Below are 18,514 nucleotides of genomic sequence, written 5' to 3'. Positions count from 1 at the left end.
ATCTCTCGCCTTCTTCGTTGGAACCGACGGGGGTGCTTCAGCTGCCGACGGCCTGGAGCTCGCCGACCCGGATGTCCACGGCGCTCTGCCGGGACTCGCTCAGCTGACCGGACTGCCCGGTCGTGGCCTGCCAGTCGATCGTCCAGGCCGACGTCGCGACCACGTGATACGCCCCGGCGCCGGCCGTCGACGGCCTGGCGTAGCGGTGACCGCAGTCCGGCGACGACTTCGTGCCGTACGACGGCTTGTAGGGGGTACCGGGGGTGGTGCAGGTGACGGTCTTCCCGTCACCCATCTGCCAGACGATCCGCTTCACCTTCGCCGTCGCGGTCACCGTGACCCCGCCCGCGGAAGCGGACGCGACATTCGGCCCGTACGTCTCCGGGCCCCGCTCCGTCCACAGGTAGACCGGCATCCCGACCAGCCCCATACCGCCCGGCTTCGGCGTGATCCCGATCTCCGGACCACGCAGCACCATCTGATCCACGGCCTGCCGCGCGAGAACGGCAGGATCCACGGCGGCTGCGGCCGGCGGCGTCGCCGCCCAGGTGTTGCGAGTGATCGTGAACGGGTTGAGGCCTTCGTCGAAGGTGCAGCTTTCCTCGTACACGGCACCGTCGCCGGGCGCGTGGCCTTCCCAGTCCAGGCTCCCGGCAGGCGGCTGCGGATCGAGCTTCTTGTAGGTACACACAGGCTGCGTGGCGGGCTTCTCTCCGCTGTCGGATCCCCCGGATCCGCCTGAGGACGAGGAACCGCCCGCGCCCCCTCCTGCACTGCCTGAGCTACCGGGCACGTCAACCTCAACCTGGCAGAAGAAGGTGCTGCATTCCGTCCCGCCAGACCCACCGGGGTCGTCGGCATAGGCCGGCGCCGAGATCGCCATCGCAGCGAGAGCCAGCGCAGCAGCAGCTGTCAGGTTCGGCCTCAGCACTTCTTCCCCTGCGGCTCGTCGCGGATGACGCGCCATCCCTGGGGCCAGCGCTCCACCGTGGCCTTGATGACATACCGGGTGAGTCGGTTTGCAGGCAGGGTGGCTGGCTTCTTTGTGGTCGCATCGACCGTCTGCCAGCGGGTGATGTCCAGGCAGCTAGAGATGATCACGTGCGGGATCTGGCGATCGATGTCGACCTTGGTGACGGTCGGGTTCTGAACGGTCACGGTGCCGATGGCGAGCAGGTTCCGCTGGTGCAGGCTCTTGGCGTCCTTCTCTGCTTGCGAGAGGGCAGCCGAAGCGGCATAGAGCTTGAGACTTCCGGCCTTGCCGGTCTTGTCGGCGTAGACCTTCTCCATCTCCCGCCAGTGGGACAGATACGCGGTGACTGCTTCCTTCTTCGCGGTTTCTGCCGGATCTGCCGGGGGCTCCGTCTTGGAGGGGGTTGGCGCAGGGGTAGTGGAAGGCGACGGCATGCTCGGCGGTTTTTGCGAGGTCGGTTCATTCGTGGTGCAGCCGACGGCGAGTGCGGAGACCGCGCACGCGAATGCGAGTTTCCGCCAGCGGTTCTTGGTGAGCGTGCGCGTCATCAAATTCGCCTCCCCGGGCATATGCGACTGCGTGGTCTCACCTGCGCAGACTCGGCTGGTGACAGGTGTCGGGACCGCGAGGTATGGGCCACAGATTACGCAACAGTTCACTGAACTACACAGCCAGTAAACGGACTTGACATACTTTCGCACTCCTCAGAGCGAATTACCGGCCGCGCTCTGGCCTGCTTGTCCGTCCGAAAGGCCCCTGGAATAGCGATAAATCCATGTGGTAGTCACCGGATGGGATCCCACACGTTGTGGTGAAGCGCGAGGCGGACTTGGGCGAGGCGCCCGTCCTGGAAGTCGTCTGCAGCGCCGGCTCCTGCCCATACGAGCCGGACGACCACTTGGTCGTCGTGGCCGTCGGCGCGGCGGGCGATCGCGGCCTGGACGCGTACGTCGTGGTAGGGGGCGCGAAGGGAGATGTCGGTGAAGTACTTGGGCCAGGTTTCGCGGCCTCGGCCGGTGGTCTCGGCGATCCAGAGCCGGGTGGCGAGGGCGACGAGGTGGCGCTCGGTTGCGGGCTGGAGGTCGGCTGGTGTGGTGCGGTCGAGGAGTCGCTGGATGGCGTGATCGCCGTCGGGTCCGTCGCCGGAGACCGGGATACCGCTCGGCGCAGGCGCGGGCGCGGGCGCGGCAGGGCGGGTACGGAGGGGGGACGGGAGGTCGTCGGGATGCGCCGCTGTGGCCCGGGCCGTACGGCGTTCGGCGGCGGGGGCTGGCGGTACGGCGGTGTCCCGGGCTTCCGCCGATGTCTTTGAGGAGGGCGCGGCGACGGCGGGGGCGTCCTGGCTCGGGTCCTCGGGTCGGGCCAGGAGGGCAAGCGTGCCGGCGAGGAGCAGGAGGAGGCCGCCGAGCAGGAGGCGTGCGTGCGTGGTGGGTTGGGTGGTCACAGGAGTCGGGCTCCTCCGGCGAATCCGTGGTCCCAGAGGGGCTCGGAGCGGACCTGGGTGCCGGGGCGGGGTGCGTTGATCATTTGTCCGTTGCCGAGGTAGATGCCGACGTGGTGGATGGTGGAGTCGCTGTTGGGGTCGTAGGCGAAGAAGACGAGGTCGCCGGGTTGGAGGGCGCCGGGGCCGAGGGTGGCGGGGATGCGGGTGCCGGTGCCGGCCTGGCGGTCGGCGGTGCGGGGCAGGCGGATGCCGACCTGGGCGTAGGCGTAGGTGGTCAGGCCGGAGCAGTCGTAGCCGGTGATGGTGGTGCCGGTTTTGCCGCTGGGTGAGCAGCAGATGCCGCGGGTGGGGCCGCTCGCGTTGCCGCCTCCCCAGGAGTAGGGGACGCCGGTCTGGGCGAGTGCGGCGGTGATGACGGTGCGGGCGTCGCCGGTGGCGGGCTGGCCGATGGGGAGGGTTCCGGTGGCGAGCTGGCTGTAGCGGTCGATCCAGGCGAGGACGTCGTCGACGTAGGCGGTGGAGTGGTTGTACTGGAAGATCGCGGCGTGTAGTTGGGTGGGGTCGTCGAGGTTGCGTCCGTTGCCGCAGAGGTAGACGGCGGCGCCCAGGGCGGCGTCGTCGGCGTTGTGCGGGTCGGTTGCCTGGTCGTCGTTGGCGTCGCGGCCGGAGCCGTTCCAGGTGGAGGGCAGGAACTGGAAGGGGCCGACGGCGCGTTCGGAGGTCGGTGTGCCGTCCCAGCGGCCTTTGTCGGTGTCGGGGAAGGCGGTGTGGTTGCCGCCGGTTCCGGAGCCGTCGAGTACGGGTCCGAGGATGCGCGGGGTGATGTCGCCGTGGGCTGTGATGGTGTGGTCTGTGGCGTGGTTGGACTCGATGCGGGCGATCCCGGCGAGGACGGCCCAGCGCATGCCCCGGCAGGACGGGGCCTCGCGTGGTAGGCGGGTGGCGGCGTTCTGGTAGGCGGCGAGCATTCGCTGCGGGATGCCGGCGACCTGCCCGACCGTTTCCAGGGCGGGGGTGGGGGCGGGTGTCGGGAGGGCGGTCACCATGGCGACGAGGAGGACCGGGGCGGCGAGCACGGTCAGCAGGACGGCACCGCACCCGATGCGGCGCTTCATTCCGCGCCTCCCGGGTGTGTGCCGCCGCCGTCGTGTCGCTCGCGCCAGGTCTCGCTCCAGGAACGCGGCGTGCTTCCCGGGCCTTCTGTTCTCGGCGTGCTGGGAGTGCTGGGTGCGCTGCTCGGTCGTTCGGTGCGGGCTGTGGGAGCGTCGGGCTCGTGCCCGGCCGGGCGGCGCGGGCGGGTACGGGGTGGTTCGGTGGTGGCGGCCGGGTAGGAGCGGCGGTCGGTCGGGGCATCGTCCCGGCGCTCGCGGCTTCGGCGGGAGGGGAACGCTGCGGCGGTGTCGCGGGTCCAGCGCCCGGCGACGCGGCCGTAGTGGTCGCGCTGGTGGCCGAGTTCGGTGTGCAGCTCCCGGGAGATCTGGCCGCCGAAGCGGCGTGCTCGGGTCCAGGTGGCGGGCAGGCCGACGGTCGAGTAGTACGCGGCTTTCGTGGTGCGGACCAGGACTCGGCCGCTCCGGGTGCGGCGGAGGGACGCTTCGAGGCGGCTTCCGGCCGGAGTGAGCGGTGGGCGGCCCGTTTGTGGTGTCTCTGCTGCGGACGGGTCGAAGCGGCGGGTGGCGGTCTCGGTGGTGGGTGCGGCCGCGGCGGCGCCGGTGCTGCCGGCGGCGGTGCGGCGGCCGGGGGGCAGGACGAGGACGTCGGGGCCCACGGGTTCGGGTTGGACGGGGGGTCGCTTCGGCCCGATGAGGACAAAGTGGGCGGCGCGCATGCCGACGGCGAGCGGCATGAGGGCCTTGCGGCCTTCGGTGAGTGCTTCGGCTGCGAACTGGCCCGCGCCTGCGGTCTGCCGGGTGAGCAGGTTGGCGTGGGCGGGTGATCCGGCTGCGCCGCCGCCGTTGAAGCCGAGGGAGGAGAACGCGGCTGCGGTGGCGGCGGCGTTCTCGCCCATGGTGTGGCTTCCGCCGATCTTGGAGTAGCGCATGCGGTTGGCCATGCGCTGGCCGAGCTGGCTGGTGCCGCGGATGATGCGGCGGTGCATCACGAGCGCGGTGATGGCCAGGCCGTCGAGGAGGAAGAGCCGCTCCAGGAGCGGGGTGCTGCTGTCGGCGAGGAGAGCGCGGGCGCCGATGCCGAAGAGGGGGATGAAGACGGCGATGGCGAAGAGGGTGAGCATGCTGCCGGCGAGGTAGCCCAGCCATCGCCAGAGCAGTCCGCGGGTCGGCCCGGGCAGCAGGGCCAGGGTGAGGACGACGATGGTGCCGGCGGCGGCGATCACGCAGCCGAACTGGGCGGCGATGAGGACCATGGCCATCGTGAAGATGATCAGGGTGATGACGAGGGCGGCGAGGAGGACCAGGGCGGCGCCCAGGACCTTGTCCCAGTCGGTGTTCTGCATGTGGGCGGCGACGGCCGCGCCTTCGGGTCCGAGTTTCTTGAACTCCGACGCCCGGCCGAGATAGCGGGTGTCGCCGGTCGCTTCGGCCTCGCAGAGAATGCGGGCCGTGCCGGTCAGGAGGCTGCAGGATTTGGCCTCGGACAGTGCCGCCTCGCAGTTTCTGCGGGCACCGCCCGTCAGGCGGCTGCAGGAGCCCTCGCCGGTGGCGGCCGGGGGCGGGGTGAGGAAGTTCTTGTGGACGGCGTAGAGGGGGCTGTCCTGCTCGATGATCCGCCCGTACTGGAGCAGCATGTACGGCTGGACGACGAGGGTGTCGGTGAGCGTGCGGGTGATCGGCTTGGAGACGTCGGCGGCGTTCAGGGGGCGCTCGCCGTGCAGGCATGTATCGCGGGCCGGTCCGACGATGGTGGCGCATTGTTTCGTACGGTCCGGCTTCGGCTGGGGGGTGGTGCCCGGGCGGGGCTGATTGCGCAGGCAGGTGGTGTGCGCGGGGCCGGCGATGGCGTCGCACGGGCCTGTGGTTTGGGGCAGCTGCCCGGAGTTCGCGGTGAGGGTCGCGGCTTCCAGTGCCGCGCGCTGGGTCTGCTGGATGGGGCCTTCGTAGCCGAGGATCATGGCCGGCTGTACGACTGCGGTGGCGGAGACACCGGCGATCAGCAGGGTCAGCAGGATCTCTCCGGCGCCCCGGGCGGCCCTGCCGCGCATGGCGGTCACCAGACCGAAGACGAAGGCCCAGGCCAGCAGCAGCCCGGCCAGGCCGAGCGGGCCGATGATCTGTGACTCGTAGGCGTCGGACAGCTTCTGGGCGGGCGAGCTGAGCTTGTCCATGACCGGAAATCGGTAGGCCCAGTCGATCAGCCAGGAGGCGAACCCCGTCACGGTGCGGGCCAGGGCGAACAGGCCCGAGGCCAGGAACCGGCGGACCGCGTCCATGACCCCGTCCCCGGGGGTCGTCGCGACTTTGACGATGCTGGGATCCGCGGCTGGGTGGTTCACCGATTCGGGGACGGTGGCCGGTGCGTCGAGTTCGTAGCTGTTCAGCGGGGCGCCCTCGGAGGACTGGACGTTCAGCGGCCCCAGGAGCCCGCCGGAGTCGGGGCCGTCGGCGGCGTACGCGATGGTGGTCCCGGCCGCCCACATCAGCAGCGTGATGGTGGCGGCCGTGGCGGCGCGGCGGCCGTACAGGGCGGTCACTTCGCCCTCCGGCAGCGCGCGGCGATCGTGGCGGCAGCCGCAACGGGCAGGAGAAGCAGGGCCACGTGCAGGACCGGGGGGCGGCTGGGGTCAGGGGTCCGTTCCTGCGGGGTCCGGCTGCCGCGGCGCAGGCAGAAGTCGCGGGCGGGGCCGACGATGTAGACGCAGTCGTCCTCGCGGTCGAGGGCCGGCTGCGGGCTGGCGGTGGCGGTGGCGGTGGCGGTGGCAGCGAAGGCCTCGCCAGTGTGCGGCCACCAGCTGCCCGGCGCGCCGGTGTTCACGAGGCTCAGCGCGGCCACGAGCGCGGCACAGGCGATGAGGTCGGCGAGCGGAACGCGGGCGAGCAGGGCGCGGGCGCGCTGGGCGACGGGGCGGTGAAAGGTGTCGCTCATCGCGGGCTCCCGGCGGTCGCGGCGGTCAGGGCGGTGTCGGCAGGGGTGGTGTCGGCGGGGGTGGTGTAGATGCCGCTGGTGATGCGCTCCAGGTCGGGGACGAGGACCTTGAAGCGGCCGATGCTCATGCGGGGGTCGCGGGCGAGGAACTCGCCGGCCCGGTCTTTCTTGCCGAACGGTGAGAGGTCGGTGGTGACCACGCGCAGGAGTTCGGTGTCGGTGCCGTCCAGGCCCAGCCACTCCAAGCCGCGGGCGGCGAGGACGGGGTCGGCGGTGCGGGCCAGGAACCGGTAGGCGAACAGGCCGCGGGTGGTGGAGGTGCCGAGCTCGTCGACGTCGTGGCAGCCGAGTCCGGCGCCGGCGCCGTGCTTGCGGCCGTCGTAGACGATCTCGTCGATCAGCGCCTGGCCCTCGGCCGAGGAGGTCAGCCAGTACACCTCGTCGAGAGGAAGGAGGGTGAAACGCGGATCGGTGAACGCGGCCTCGCGGGCGAGCGCGGCGATCAGGTAGAGCACGGCGCGGCCGATGAGCGCTTCCAGGGGCTGGCTGCGCAGCAGTTCGGGGTTGGTCGCCGCTTCCTTCGGGGGCAGGGTCAGGCCGGTGGTGGTGATCACCACGAAGTCCGAGGACACAGCGGAGAGGAGATCGAGCGGTGGCAGGTCGGGGTCGAAGACGGCCGCGGCGAGCGGCTCGTCGGCGGCGACCCGCAGCCACTCGGCCAACGACGCCGCGCGCTGCCCGCGGGGGGTTTCCTCCTTCGCCATGTCTTCCAGAGCCGCGACCACGCCGGCCATGCACGGGGCGGGCGACGCGGCGGCCTGCTTGACGGCCGCTTTCAGCAGCGCGCCGTGCTCGCTCACCGGGCCGACGCCGAGCTGCAGCGTCAGGTAGCTGAGCGCGTAGCGGGCGCCCACCGCGGGGTCGGGGAAGACGCGCAGCGGGTCGATGGACAGCTCGGCCTGGGCGGCGTCGACGACCTGGCAGCGGCCGGCGGCCGCGGTGCGGGCGAAGCGGGCCCACTCGCGGGACTTGGTGCGGTCGATCGCGATGACCCGCCCGCCCCGGTCGGCGATCGAGCTGGCGATGAGCTTGGCCAGGGTCGACTTGCCGCCGCCGAGGTCTCCGGCGAGAGCGAACGAGGCGCTCGCGTTACGTACGGGGGCGTCGGCGATGTCCAGCAGGGTGGGGCAGACGGTGCCGATGTCCTGGGAGAAGCCGATCATCGCGCCGGTGGGGTCGCCGAAGGCCTGAGCCGTGAACGCGCCGTTCATCGCCCAGTCCTCACCCAGCTGGTGCTGGACGTACTGGCGGGTCGCGGGCGCCGCGGGCGCGGCCGGGAGGCAGAGAGCGAACAGCTGCTCCTGGCCGCCGACAGGGCGGACCAGGCGGTAGTTCGCGCTGCGCAGCCGGGCCTGGAGCGCGCCGGCCCGCTTGTCGCACTCGGCCGGGCCGGTGCCCCACACCGTCATGACGGTGACCGCCTGGACCTCGACCTCGACGCTCGTACGCGACACCCGGACGCCGAGGTCAGCCAGATCGTCGGCGGCATCGTGCATGTCCTCGGGCAGACCCGTCGCGCGCCGGGCGGCGTACTGGTCCGCTTGGTCGACCAGGTCCCGCTTCTTCTTCGTGACCGCCGCGAGGACCTTCTCGGCCGGGATGAGGCTCATGTCGACGACCCAGTCCACGCCGAACGGCATCCGGTCGAGCTCGGCAAGGAAGTCCCCGCCGACGGCGGTGAAGTGACGGGGCATCTCCGCAAGCGCCAGATGCGCCTGGTAGGAGGTGCCGGCCTCGGAGTCGACTTGGAGCCACCTGCGGCCAACCAGCATCCCGGCCCGCTGCGCACGGCTCCCGCCACTCCCCCGGCCCGGTCCGCGGGGGTCGTGGTGGTCGCCGCCTTCCAGGAGCCGCACCTGCCCGAGGTCGGCGTGCGACGGCGCGCGGAGTTCACCTCGTACGAACCGGCTGCCCCGCAACGGAGACTTCTCTGCCTGGCCGAGGAGTTCGCCGTCCAGGCCGCGGGCGACGGCGTGCTGGTACATCCACACGATCTCCGCCGGCAGCGCCCGGCGCAGCTGAAGGCCGCCGTCGAGCTCCGCCTCCAGCTGCTCGACCCGCGCCCGGCAGGCGGCCGTCTCGCGGCCTGTGACCGGCGTGGGGGCCAGGCCGAGCATGCCCGACAGCTCCGACCACACGGAAGCGACCGTCGCCGTCCACTGCGCCTTCGCCCCGGCCGGCTCCAGCGGCACGGCGAGCCACAGGGTCCGTCGGTGCATCTCCACCGGGGAGTCGAAGTCGTCGCCGGCCAGCAGCCGCAGCCGCTCCTGGGCGACCTCAGCCCACGCCTCGTGACGCCGGTAGTCGACGCCCTCCACCGTCTTCGCGACGACCTCGGCCGGGTCCAGCCGGGCGCACAACCCGTACAGGCGGGCCGCCCCGGGCAGGGAACGGACCAGGGTCGTGGCCCGGGAGATGAGCTCGTCGCGGGCACGGTCGTCCATGTAGCGGGATCCGGCCGGGGTGAGCGACCAGATCGCCCAGACGGTACCGGTGGTGGACCACACCATGTTGTCGACGATGTGACGGATGGGGAGCTTCATCGCGCAGCTGCCTTCGGTCGCTCGCGCAGCATCTGCTGCAACGGGGTGGGGGCCGGGCCCCCGCCCCCGGCCGAAGACCGAGGACGGGGGCGGGAGTCGGGCACGGCGGAGGGCGCCGTCGCCGCGGAGCCGAAGCCGGGGACGGGGACGGAGGCAGGGACGGGGACGGGGACGGAGGCGGAGGCGGGGACGGAGGCGGGGACGGAGGCGGAGGCGGGGCCGGGGGCGGAGACGGGGACGGGGACGGAATCGGAAGCGGAGGCGGGGGCGGGGGCGGGGGCAGGGGTGTGCTCGATCAGGAACGTCCCGGTGAGCGACCTCGGCCTGGGGACGCGGGCGGTGCGGCCGGCGATCCGCCCGGTGGAGGGCTGCAGCGCCCGCTGGAGGGCGCCGTAGGCGATCCACAAAGGGGCGCGGCCGGCGATCCGGTTGGCCCGGGCCGCCCACACCGCAACCCCCAGCGCGGCGACCGGGATCGGGCCGAGCGGCCCTGCCCACCACGAGAACGTCTTGATGAGCAGGAACACCCCGGCGGCGGCGATGATCAGCTGGGGCGCGTTGTACGGGCCGAGCCACAGGACGAAGTCGCCGATCTTGCCGAGCACCCACGGAAACACGCGGGCCCGGGTGTAGGTGCGGCCGACCCGGGCCGGGGTGGTGGCGGTCATGCGGTCCGCTCGCCGTCGGCTGCCTGGCCACCGGGCCCGGCGGGCATCGGCCGCATGGACTGGGGCGCCGGGTCGGAGGTGGTGACGTTGGTCAGCTCTTCCTTGAAGGCGTCGGACAGCTCGGTACGGGCGTTGTAGATGCCCAGGCAGATCACCAGGGCGATCACGGAACCGATGGCGGCCTTCAGGCTCATCTTCGTGACGACCGTGATGACGACGGCCGCGAGGATGAACAGCTTCAGGGCGCGTTCGGCCCAGCTCTCCCCCATGCCGAACAGGTGGTTGCCGATGTCCTGGAACGCAGCGGCCATCACGACGGTGGTGTCGACGGAGTTCATGAACGGTCTCTCCTTCAGGAGGCGGGGGTCCGGCCCGGCACAGCCGGGCCGGCGGAACGGGAGGAAGAGGCGGAGGGGGCGAAAGAGGCGGAGGGGGTGGCGGGGGCGGGGGGCTTCGCCTGCGTCGTGGCCGCGGTGTCGAGGCCGGAGTCGAGCGCGGCGACCTCCCAGCGGCCAGCGCGGGCCGTCAAGGAGAGCGCGTACGACAGGGGCCACTTCCGGCCCGCGCTGTCCGTCGCGGTCACCTCGGCACGGACCCGCGCACCGGAACCGTCCCACCCGAGGGCCTGGCCACTGGTGCGGCGGTCGGCCAGGAGCTGGTCGACCTCGACGGCGATGTAGCCGCCGGCCGCGGGGCGGGGCAGGGTCACACCGGGGGCGAGGTAGCGGTCCGCGCCGCCCTCCGCGCCCAGGAACGCCGTCAGGAACCCGGTCACACTGCCGGCGAGCGGACCGTCCCCGACGGGGCTCCCGTACGGGGAAGCGGGCATCCGCCCGGCCGCCGGACCGGCGACCTCCATCGGCGCCCCGGCCGCGGCGAAACCCCCGGCATCGGAGGTGCCGGACTGCTGGAGAACGACGGGGACCGTGAAGTACCGCAGCCCGACGCCCTCTCGGTCGAGCTTCTCGGCGGCCTCGGTCAGCTGCACGGCGACGGTGACCGACCAGATATCGGCGCCCTGCCGTACGGTCCGCACGGCCGCGAGCCGCTCAACGACCACCGCCCGCTGCCCCCAGTCCGGGATCCGCACCGACGGCGCGAGCAGTCGTAGCCGGCGGGCCGCCGCGCCGTTCACGTCCGAACCGGCGCCCAGCCACAGGCCGAGAACAAGCTCGGCATACCCGCCCGGGCCGGTGTCGGCGGCGGTCTCCGGCTGGACGGTCCGGGTCACGGTGGCGGGCCGCTCGACGACGCCCGGAGCGACGGGGCGGCCCCAGCTCGCGAAGAGCGCGACAGGCCCGGCAGCGAGCACCGCCCACACACCGAACCGGGTCAGAGCCGCACGCCGGACACACAGCACGGAAGCCTTCCGCACTGTCTTCTCCCCGGCAGGGGCTGAGGGTGCGCGCCGGTCGCGGCGCGGCGGGGACGGAGGCATCGGTGGCTCCTCGAAGAGCTCGTCGGGGTCGATGCCCCACTCTTCGACCGCGTCCTCACCACACCGCTGACCACCCAGACCACCCGGCCGTCACAACGCCATAACTCCTCATGATCAGTGACGTGGTAAGAAGCCCCTGACCCGACGGCAAGCATGGTGGTAAGTCAGTCCTGCCGGGCAGGAGACTCCTACGACGTGCATGAGGTCCTCGGGTGCTGTCCAGCGCGAGTTAGGTGGTGCAGCGCCGGACGGTGACCATGACAACGGAGGTTCGCTGCGGGCTTGGAGCCCGGCGCCATCACTGCCTCGCTGGCTCTACGGCGAGCGCGGCCAAGCGCTGCATCTCGTCCACGCCGTTGTCACAGCACTGCCCGCACACTAGCCGCCGGCCCTTGGGCCGCTCGGGCGGGCGGATGTCGAACGCCATCCGGGTCTCGTCCCTGGGCTCGCGCAGGTCGTAGTCGCACTCCGTGTAGACGAGCCGGGCAGCGCGGGCTGGCTTCGTCCACCAGGCCCGGCAACTCTGCCGGCAGCGTCGGCTGGGCAATGCGGCAGCCCTCGCAGCGCTAGCGTTCGTGCCGGGCGCAGACCTTGAACTGCGCCTTCCGGCAGCCGCCGCAGTTCGCCTTCAAACGCTTCGAGATCTGGCCGTAGGCGAACGGCTCGCGCAGTTTCGCGAGCCGTTCCACCCGGTTCGGGACGCTCTGGCTCAAGCCCTCCGCCGGTGTGGCGGCCTGGGCCATGACGTCTCCTATGGGGTTGCAGTGCTGCAGCGGCAGCGGGGCCCAGTTGATGAATGATCGTCGGGCAGACCCTGCGCGATAACGCTCTACTCGCATTGGCAGGCGGACAGGATGGTGTCAAGTCCAGCAGCCCACAGGACACCCTCCGGGGCCACCGGAGCCAGTCCACAGCTCTCAAAGAACGCCATCCTGCCCTCAGCGTCCGTTTGGTTGGGGAAGAGGCTGAGGGAGTCCCGCCCCGCCGCCTTGGCGCCCTCGCTGAACCTTGCCATCAAGGCCTTCCCGATTCCGCGGCGCCGGGCCTCACTGTGGACGAGCATGTTCATGATCCGGGCGCGGGGCGGGGGAAAGACTCCTGACGAGAACTCGGAGAGCTCGCTGAACTTCCCCTCGATGAAGCCGACGACCTTGCCGTCGGTCAGGGCGACGTAGTTGTTCGGGTTCGGCCGATGCAATTGGTCGAGGAACTCATGGGCCAACCTGTGCCAGTCCTGGCTGATCAGCAACGCCTTGAGAGACACCGCGTGCGTGTCGTCGAACTGTTCGATCTTCATGTTCACGCTGCAACGCTAGGCAGCCTTCGTCAACAGCCCGCAGGTAGGGCGGCTATCGGCCAGCACGGAGCGCCGCTCCCTGGAACGCGCTGCGCTCTCCACTCGGAGGACACAGGGGAGGTGAGCGCACGACCAGTCAGCCCGGCCTTGCGTGCTGCACCCGCCCGGTGCAACGTGCGACGGCTTCCCGGGCGGGCTCTGCCTCTCATCGTGCGCCGCGACACCGCCGGGCGCACGCGGTGGCGTGGTCGTGGGTCAGCTTCCCTGCTGCTTCTCGCGCTTCTTCTACGCGGCGGCTGCGGCGAGTGCGCCGCGGACGGCCTGGGGGCCTTCCTGGTGCATGTCTGGCGCGGCCAGACATGCACTGCCGAATCAGCGCCATCGCCAGCCAGGCCGTCATTTCGCGGACTCGGCCAGCTCGGGCCGAACCCGACCACAAAACAGTCCCACACACCCTCACAGCATCGCCGTTCACCAGGAGAAACAGGCCATGAGCCACACAGAGAACACTCACCACAAGGGCGCGGGCAGCTCACTCACCGCAGCCCGGAGACAGGGGCGACCCGGCGGTACTGCCCCCCAAGCGCATCCGGGCACCAGCCTCACCCACGCACACCAGATCGACACGGACTGACACAGACCCCACGCCGTGTCCGGCGAGCCCCGCCGGGCTTTCGCCGTCGCGTCCGCGCGGGTCATACCGGTGCGGGCGCGGTGCCGGGGTCGGCTGGACGCCGCCGAGACGCCGCCGGCCCTCTGGGAGTCCGGCGGGCACAAGGGCGGGTTCGTCGGACCACACCCCGAAGGCCGCGAGCTCGGCGGCAGCCGGCGCGCGCGAGGGCCTCGGGCGTCCGGCTCGGGCAGGACGCAGCCGCGGCCGGGGTTGAGGGCCTGGCGTCGTTCAGTGCCCACCACGGCAGCCTCCTCCAGGCCGAAGAGCCAACCGAACGTGACCCCGCACCGGTCACCTGCCCCACTCACAGTCCGGCGAGCAGGTCTCACCGGCGCCATAGGGGTTCCCGGCCCGATCCGCAGTCACGCTGACACGGGCCTCTTCGGTAAGGCCGTCGACGAAGCCGTAGTACAGCTTCGTCGACCGACTCGACCAGGCCGGAGCCGGGGTGCGCTTCACGGACGTGGGCGCTCACTGCCGCTACGACGTCGGCCAATTCCATGCCGGTCCAGTGCCTCGGCCCCACGTACAGAGCAGAGGCGCCAGACGGCGGTCACAGTGCCGGCCGACGGCCCCGGCAGCCGGACAGCCGAGGAAGTCAGTAGCAGCCACGCACGGGTCAACGACCCGGCTGCCGAGGGGAGACGGCAGGCTCAGGGGCGCGGCATCGGTCAACGGACTGCGAGCACGACAGCGACAGCGACAACGGCGCCCCACACTGGCGGCTGAGAACGGCTGGGCGACCTGCGGATACCCGTGGGAGAGGCAGACGACCGCGCCGAGAACGAACAAACCGACGACAACCAGGAACAGAACGACGAGGAAAGCAAACGCGGACACAAGCGGGGTCCCCTGCTGGCCGGGGCCGGCAGCCGAGCGGCACGCCCGCTGCCACAGCCGTACTCCGATCCAGCCGACCGGCAGCGCCACAGCACCGGGAATGGGGATGGGGATGGGGATGGGGATGGGGATGGGGATGGGGATGGGGGGACTGTGCAGAGGGCGGGATTCAGCCCCGCAAGCCGCGCCGCCCGGCGCTCTGACCTGCGATGGTAAGCACAGTGGTAAACGGCACCGGGCCTGGTGAGCACGGTGGTAAACGGCACCGGGCCTGGTGAGCACGGCCCGGGACCCGTACTCACCACAGCGTCAGCGGACGTTCAACGCCTGCATCTCGACGACGCGGAGGTGAACGCGGCCTCCCGGACCTCGGCCGGGATCCGGAGTCGCCGAGGGCAGGCCCGGGCCATTCCATATCCACGCGAGGCGGCTCCTGGTGGAAGGCGCGTTCACGGTCGCCGTGGCGGTCCGGGGCGGGCCCCGCAGCGGTCCGGGCCCACAGCTGCCCCTTCTTGCGGAGGGTCTGGGCACGGACGCTGCACCAGCACGGCAGAATGACCGGGGTCGGCGGACCGCCTCGGGCAATGGCTGCACACACACCCGGCAGTGGCCGGGGGCGATACCCGGCACGAAGCGCTGCAGGAGCCGGTCGACCCGGCTTTCGTCCTCCTGGCCGAGCGGGGCGATGCCGGCCGGGCAGTCGGCGAGGAGTTCGGCGAGGGCCGCGCGCAGGGCTGGAAGGTCGCGTCGGCACGTACCGAGCAGGTCGAGGTACTCCTCCACGGGCCATGCTGAGGACGCCGGAGCCGGTGAGGTAGAGGCGTAGAGTGTCGATGCGATAGCGGTCGCCGAGACGGCCGCCCTGGGCGTGCGTGTCGTACGGCTGAGCAACGGGCGGCAGGCGGATGCGGGGGCGCGGAGCAGCTCGGCCGGCGGTGACCCGGCGCTGTGGCGAGGCTCGATAGCTGTCACCCGCTCCCGTTCCCGTAGGCAAGCGGCGTGGCTTAAAAGGGCTGGCTCCATTGCACATCAGCCAGTCAGGATCGTCCTGTGATGCGCCACGCCTACGAGGATGCCGAACTGCTGGCCCTGGTCCGCCGCTATGTCACGCCCGAGCGCCGCTATCTAAAGCTCGGCGGCAGTGTGCTGAACATGCCCAGTCCTGAGTACGAGCGTTTCGTGCAAGCTCTTGGCGAAGACGCGCGACTCATCACCCCGGACGAGATCGCCACCCTTCTTGAAGGCGGGTGGCGTGAGCGGAGGACCGCCGCATGGCTCATCGCCGTCGGCCGCCGGACCGATTTCCGTGAGCGACTCGGTGAGCTGCTGCTCGCCAGTGAGGTCTGCTGTGCGGGGTTGGCGTACTGCGTGGCGCTGGCCTGCTTCGGTACTCCACGCGACGCCGATCTGCTGGCCACCTATCTTGATCGCTACCTTCGCCGCCCCGACCTCGGCTACGACCAGACCGCAGCCATGGGCGCCCTAGAGTTCACCGCCCTGAACCTCGGAGGCGATCAAGCCGATCGTTTCCTGGGCCCAGACGGCATGTGGGAACAGTGGCTCCACGACGCACCCCACATGCAACCCACCGCGCACCCCGCCACCTACCTGAGCCTGATCCGCCGACTCTGCGCCTTCGTCGACGAATGCGCGGAAACGAGATGACCGCAGCCCTCCTTGGCTGTACCGCAAGACGGCGGCCGTGGCGATCACCGCGCCTCGAATCCTGTCGCGCTACGTATGGTGGGCTGCTGACCTGCACGGTTGCCAGGTCGTTTGAGAACGCCGTTCTCCATGGTGCCGCGATGTGGAAAGCCCCGAACCCGCCCTCGCGGCCTCGGATCTGCACGTGGTGATGTGCTGTGTGATGTGCACCTTTACCTGTACGCGGTGCTGAGCTGCGCTGTTGATGGGGAATCGAACCCCCGCGTTGCTCTTCACGCGCCAGGAGTGGGCTGGAAACCGCCAACCCTCGGTGTGTGCACGCCTCCGAAGCTACTACCTGCTCCACATCGCCCCAGCCGGCCGGACTGCTCAGTCCAGCAGATCGACTTAGGTGCCCCAGCCCCCGCCGACCCGCGTCCGGGGCGCGAACGTACCGTCGCCCTTGCCGAGGTACAGCCACAGGACGCCGTCGTGGTCACGGGCGAGGAGGTCGCCCATGCCGCGCCGCCGAGGTTTCCAGGGGCGATGAGGAGGTCGTACGGGCAAGGTCAGTAGACGTCGGAGGGACGGGCGTACGGCAGGGGGACGAGTGCCCCGGCGTCCTGCGGGTAGGTGAAGGGGGCGCGCCAGTCCCCGGTGCCGCCGTACAAACGCCAGACCGATCCCGAGTACATGCCAGCCAGGTCTCCGATGCCGTCGCGCGGGAACTCGTCGCCGATGCCGATCAGCGCCGAGAAGCCGTTCCAGCCGGGACCGACCCGAGTGCGGGGTGCGAAGGTGCCGTCGCCCTTGCCGAGGTACTGCCAGAGGACGCCGGTCCTGTCGCGGGCCAGGAGGTCGCCGTGGGCGGCGCCGCCGAGGTTCCCGGGGACGATGAGCTTGTTGTAGACGCCCCAGCCCGTGCCGATCTTCTTGCGGGTGGCGAAGGGCTTGGTGGCGCTGCCGGTCCCGGGGTAGAGCCAGAGAACGCCGGTCTTGTCGGTAGCGAGGAGGTCGTTCCGCCCGTCGCCGGTCAGGTCGGGGCCGGCCGCCAGCTGGTCGTAGATCTGCCAGCCGCCGCCGATCCGGACGCGGGGTGCGAGGCCCTTGCCGTTGCCCTGGTGGAGCCAGAGCACGCCGGTCGTGTCGCGGGCCAAGAGGTCGCCGTGGGCGGCGCCGCCGAGGTCGCCGGTGGCGGTGATGCGGTCGTAGGCGTTCCACCCGGTGCCGAGCGGTGTCGGCGGCAGGGACGGCGGGTCGCTCTCCCGGTAGGGCTGCGAGAGGTACTGGCGGCCCTCGTACAGTGCCAGGCGGCCCTGTGCGTCACGGACGAGCACGTCGGGGCTGCCGTTGTCGTCGAAGTCGTGAGGCCGGGCCGCCCGGGTGATGGTGAAGGATCCGGTGCGGACGAGAGTGGGTCCGATGCTGTTGGCGGGCTTCGCCGTCATCGTCCACGTGTAGGCGCCATTGAACGCTGGGTACTTGCCGTCGAAGGAGCCGTTCCAGGTAAAGGTGAACGGCTGGGCGGGCGTCCGGGGAGCCAGGGCCGGGGAGGTCCACACGCGGCCCGAAGCTGTGTGTCTGATGACCAGGCGGGCCTCGGCGTTGTGCCGGTTCAGCGTCCATGAGGGCTTCAGCGTGCCGCCCGCGCGGTCCAGGTCCACGATTCCGGCCGGGGCGTCCTCGGTGGTGACGGCGAGGGTGGTCGGGGCGCCGGCCGTCGCCAGGAGCGAGACGGTGGGCGAGGTTTCGTCGTTCGTGCCGGTCGAGATCCGGTACACGCCCTCACCCCGGTCGAGTGTGCCGCCGGAGGCGAGGAGCGAGCCGTCCGGGGCGGCGACCAGGGCCGAGGCGTGCGCGAGAAGCGGGACCGTCTCACCGGAGGTCAGCGAGCGGGCCGTCACCTGGTGCAGGGTCTCGGTGCGCGGAGCGGTTCCTCCGCCGAGCGCGGCGTACACGACCCAGTCGCCGACGATGCGCACGGTCATGGTGCTGTTCGTCTCCGGGGCAGCCGGGGCTGGCAGGTCGGTGCGGGCGATGCCGGAATGGCCCCGCCGCGCCGTGCCCAGGACCGTGGGGTAAGGGTGGTTCTCCGGCTCCAGCCACGCCACGTGGGTCGCCGACACGGCGGCGGGCAGCGGCGTACCCCTGCCGTAGATGTGGTCGTATGTCTCCACCACCGATGCCGAGGCCACGTCGACGACGGCCAGCCTCTGGCTCCATACCCCGCCCACGGTGGAGTAGGAGCGGACGAGGAAGGTGTCGGGCCCAGCGTTCTCGATCCCGACGATCTCCTCTGCGGGCACCCCGGGCACGGGCACGTCCGTGGTGCGGCCTTCGGCGTCCTTGCCGATGATGTGCAGCTCGGCCCCGGTGGTCGCGGTCGGGAATGTACGGACGACGAGCCTGGTGCCCTGGTGGAGCACGGGCACGGGGGTACCGACGAGTTCCGCGGTGCTGTAGGAGACGACCTCTCGGGCCGTGCCGGACGCCAGGTCGAGGTAGGTGTGCCGCGGCCCGTCGATCCGGACGACGAGGTCCGTGCCCTGGTTCCCTTCATACCGCCCCGCGGGCAGCGGGATCGGGGTGCCGTCGTGCCGTACCCAGGTATGGGTGGTGGCCGTGCCCTGCGGGTGGGAGGTGAGGAATCCGCTCGGCCCGCTGGCAAGGACGGTGGTGCCGGCCGGGACGGAGAACGCCGTCGTGGGGGCGGGGGCCGGCGCGGCCGGTGCTGTCCGCCCGGCCGGGGCGGCTGCGACCGCCGGGGCGACAAGACTGCCGGCGGTGATGCTGAGGACGACGGCGGCGACCGTGGTGAGCCGGCGTGAGGGGGTGGGTCCCTGACGGTTCACAGGGGGGACTCCTTCTGAAGTGGGTGCGGGAGCAGGGGTAT

At 71.3% G+C, this 18,514-nt stretch carries 15 protein-coding genes; 2 read left to right on the top strand and 13 right to left on the bottom strand.

Annotation, left to right across the window (positions count from 1 at the left end):
- Positions 1–37: 37 nt before the first annotated feature.
- The 12 genes from ACZ6K0_RS41760 to ACZ6K0_RS41705 form a co-directional block, all read right to left on the bottom strand.
- Positions 38–931: an ATP/GTP-binding protein gene (locus ACZ6K0_RS41760; RefSeq protein WP_469235865.1), complete on the bottom strand. Its 894-nt coding sequence runs from the start codon at positions 929–931 to the stop codon at positions 38–40.
- Positions 925–1,521: a hypothetical protein gene (locus ACZ6K0_RS41755; RefSeq protein ID WP_469235863.1), complete on the bottom strand. Its 597-nt coding sequence runs from the start codon at positions 1,519–1,521 to the stop codon at positions 925–927. The genes ACZ6K0_RS41760 and ACZ6K0_RS41755 overlap by 7 nt, the downstream gene beginning before the upstream one ends.
- Before the next feature lie 236 nt (positions 1,522–1,757).
- Positions 1,758–2,417: a hypothetical protein gene (locus ACZ6K0_RS41750; protein ID WP_469235862.1), complete on the bottom strand. Its 660-nt coding sequence runs from the start codon at positions 2,415–2,417 to the stop codon at positions 1,758–1,760.
- On the bottom strand, positions 2,414–3,532 hold the full coding sequence (locus ACZ6K0_RS41745; protein WP_469235860.1) for a C40 family peptidase: 1,119 nt from the start codon (positions 3,530–3,532) through the stop codon (positions 2,414–2,416). Before ACZ6K0_RS41745 ends, ACZ6K0_RS41750 begins: the two co-directional genes overlap by 4 nt.
- Positions 3,529–6,066 (bottom strand): TrbL/VirB6 family protein, encoded by a 2,538-nt coding sequence (locus tag ACZ6K0_RS41740; RefSeq protein ID WP_469235858.1) that lies wholly within the window; start codon positions 6,064–6,066, stop codon positions 3,529–3,531. Before ACZ6K0_RS41740 ends, ACZ6K0_RS41745 begins: the two co-directional genes overlap by 4 nt.
- The gene (locus ACZ6K0_RS41735) at positions 6,063–6,458 is read right to left on the bottom strand and encodes a hypothetical protein (RefSeq protein WP_469235856.1); all 396 of its coding nucleotides are present in this window, start codon (positions 6,456–6,458) and stop codon (positions 6,063–6,065) included. Before ACZ6K0_RS41735 ends, ACZ6K0_RS41740 begins: the two co-directional genes overlap by 4 nt.
- Complete coding sequence (locus ACZ6K0_RS41730) at positions 6,455–9,061, bottom strand: ATP-binding protein (protein WP_469235854.1); 2,607 nt, start codon at positions 9,059–9,061, stop codon at positions 6,455–6,457. Before ACZ6K0_RS41730 ends, ACZ6K0_RS41735 begins: the two co-directional genes overlap by 4 nt.
- Complete coding sequence (locus ACZ6K0_RS41725; RefSeq protein WP_469235852.1) at positions 9,058–9,729, bottom strand: hypothetical protein; 672 nt, start codon at positions 9,727–9,729, stop codon at positions 9,058–9,060. The genes ACZ6K0_RS41730 and ACZ6K0_RS41725 overlap by 4 nt, the downstream gene beginning before the upstream one ends.
- Positions 9,726–10,067: a hypothetical protein gene (locus tag ACZ6K0_RS41720; protein WP_469235851.1), complete on the bottom strand. Its 342-nt coding sequence runs from the start codon at positions 10,065–10,067 to the stop codon at positions 9,726–9,728. Before ACZ6K0_RS41720 ends, ACZ6K0_RS41725 begins: the two co-directional genes overlap by 4 nt.
- A 14-nt stretch (positions 10,068–10,081) precedes the next feature.
- The gene (locus tag ACZ6K0_RS41715) at positions 10,082–11,104 is read right to left on the bottom strand and encodes a conjugal transfer protein (RefSeq protein WP_469235848.1); all 1,023 of its coding nucleotides are present in this window, start codon (positions 11,102–11,104) and stop codon (positions 10,082–10,084) included.
- Positions 11,105–11,733: 629 nt separating this feature from the next.
- Positions 11,734–11,910, bottom strand: coding sequence for a hypothetical protein (locus ACZ6K0_RS41710; protein ID WP_469235846.1), 177 nt, complete (start codon positions 11,908–11,910; stop codon positions 11,734–11,736).
- An 86-nt stretch (positions 11,911–11,996) separates the two neighbouring features.
- On the bottom strand, positions 11,997–12,464 hold the full coding sequence (locus ACZ6K0_RS41705; RefSeq protein ID WP_469235969.1) for a GNAT family N-acetyltransferase: 468 nt from the start codon (positions 12,462–12,464) through the stop codon (positions 11,997–11,999).
- A gap of 2,119 nt (positions 12,465–14,583) precedes the next feature.
- Here ACZ6K0_RS41705 and ACZ6K0_RS41700 point away from each other — a divergent pair.
- Positions 14,584–14,772: a hypothetical protein gene (locus tag ACZ6K0_RS41700; RefSeq protein WP_469235844.1), complete on the top strand. Its 189-nt coding sequence runs from the start codon at positions 14,584–14,586 to the stop codon at positions 14,770–14,772.
- 258 nt (positions 14,773–15,030) lie between these two features.
- Complete coding sequence (locus ACZ6K0_RS41695; RefSeq protein ID WP_469235843.1) at positions 15,031–15,642, top strand: DUF6000 family protein; 612 nt, start codon at positions 15,031–15,033, stop codon at positions 15,640–15,642.
- A 548-nt stretch (positions 15,643–16,190) separates the two neighbouring features.
- On the opposite strand, the gene ACZ6K0_RS41690 is transcribed toward ACZ6K0_RS41695, so the two are convergent.
- Positions 16,191–18,473: an FG-GAP repeat domain-containing protein gene (locus ACZ6K0_RS41690; protein WP_469235841.1), complete on the bottom strand. Its 2,283-nt coding sequence runs from the start codon at positions 18,471–18,473 to the stop codon at positions 16,191–16,193.
- Between the last annotated feature and the right edge of the window lie 41 nt (positions 18,474–18,514).

It is taken from the genome of Streptomyces sp. NPDC042346, from assembly GCF_055581845.1.
The sequence above is the reverse complement of the archived record's forward strand: the minus strand, read 5'-3'. Positions and strand labels throughout refer to the sequence as shown.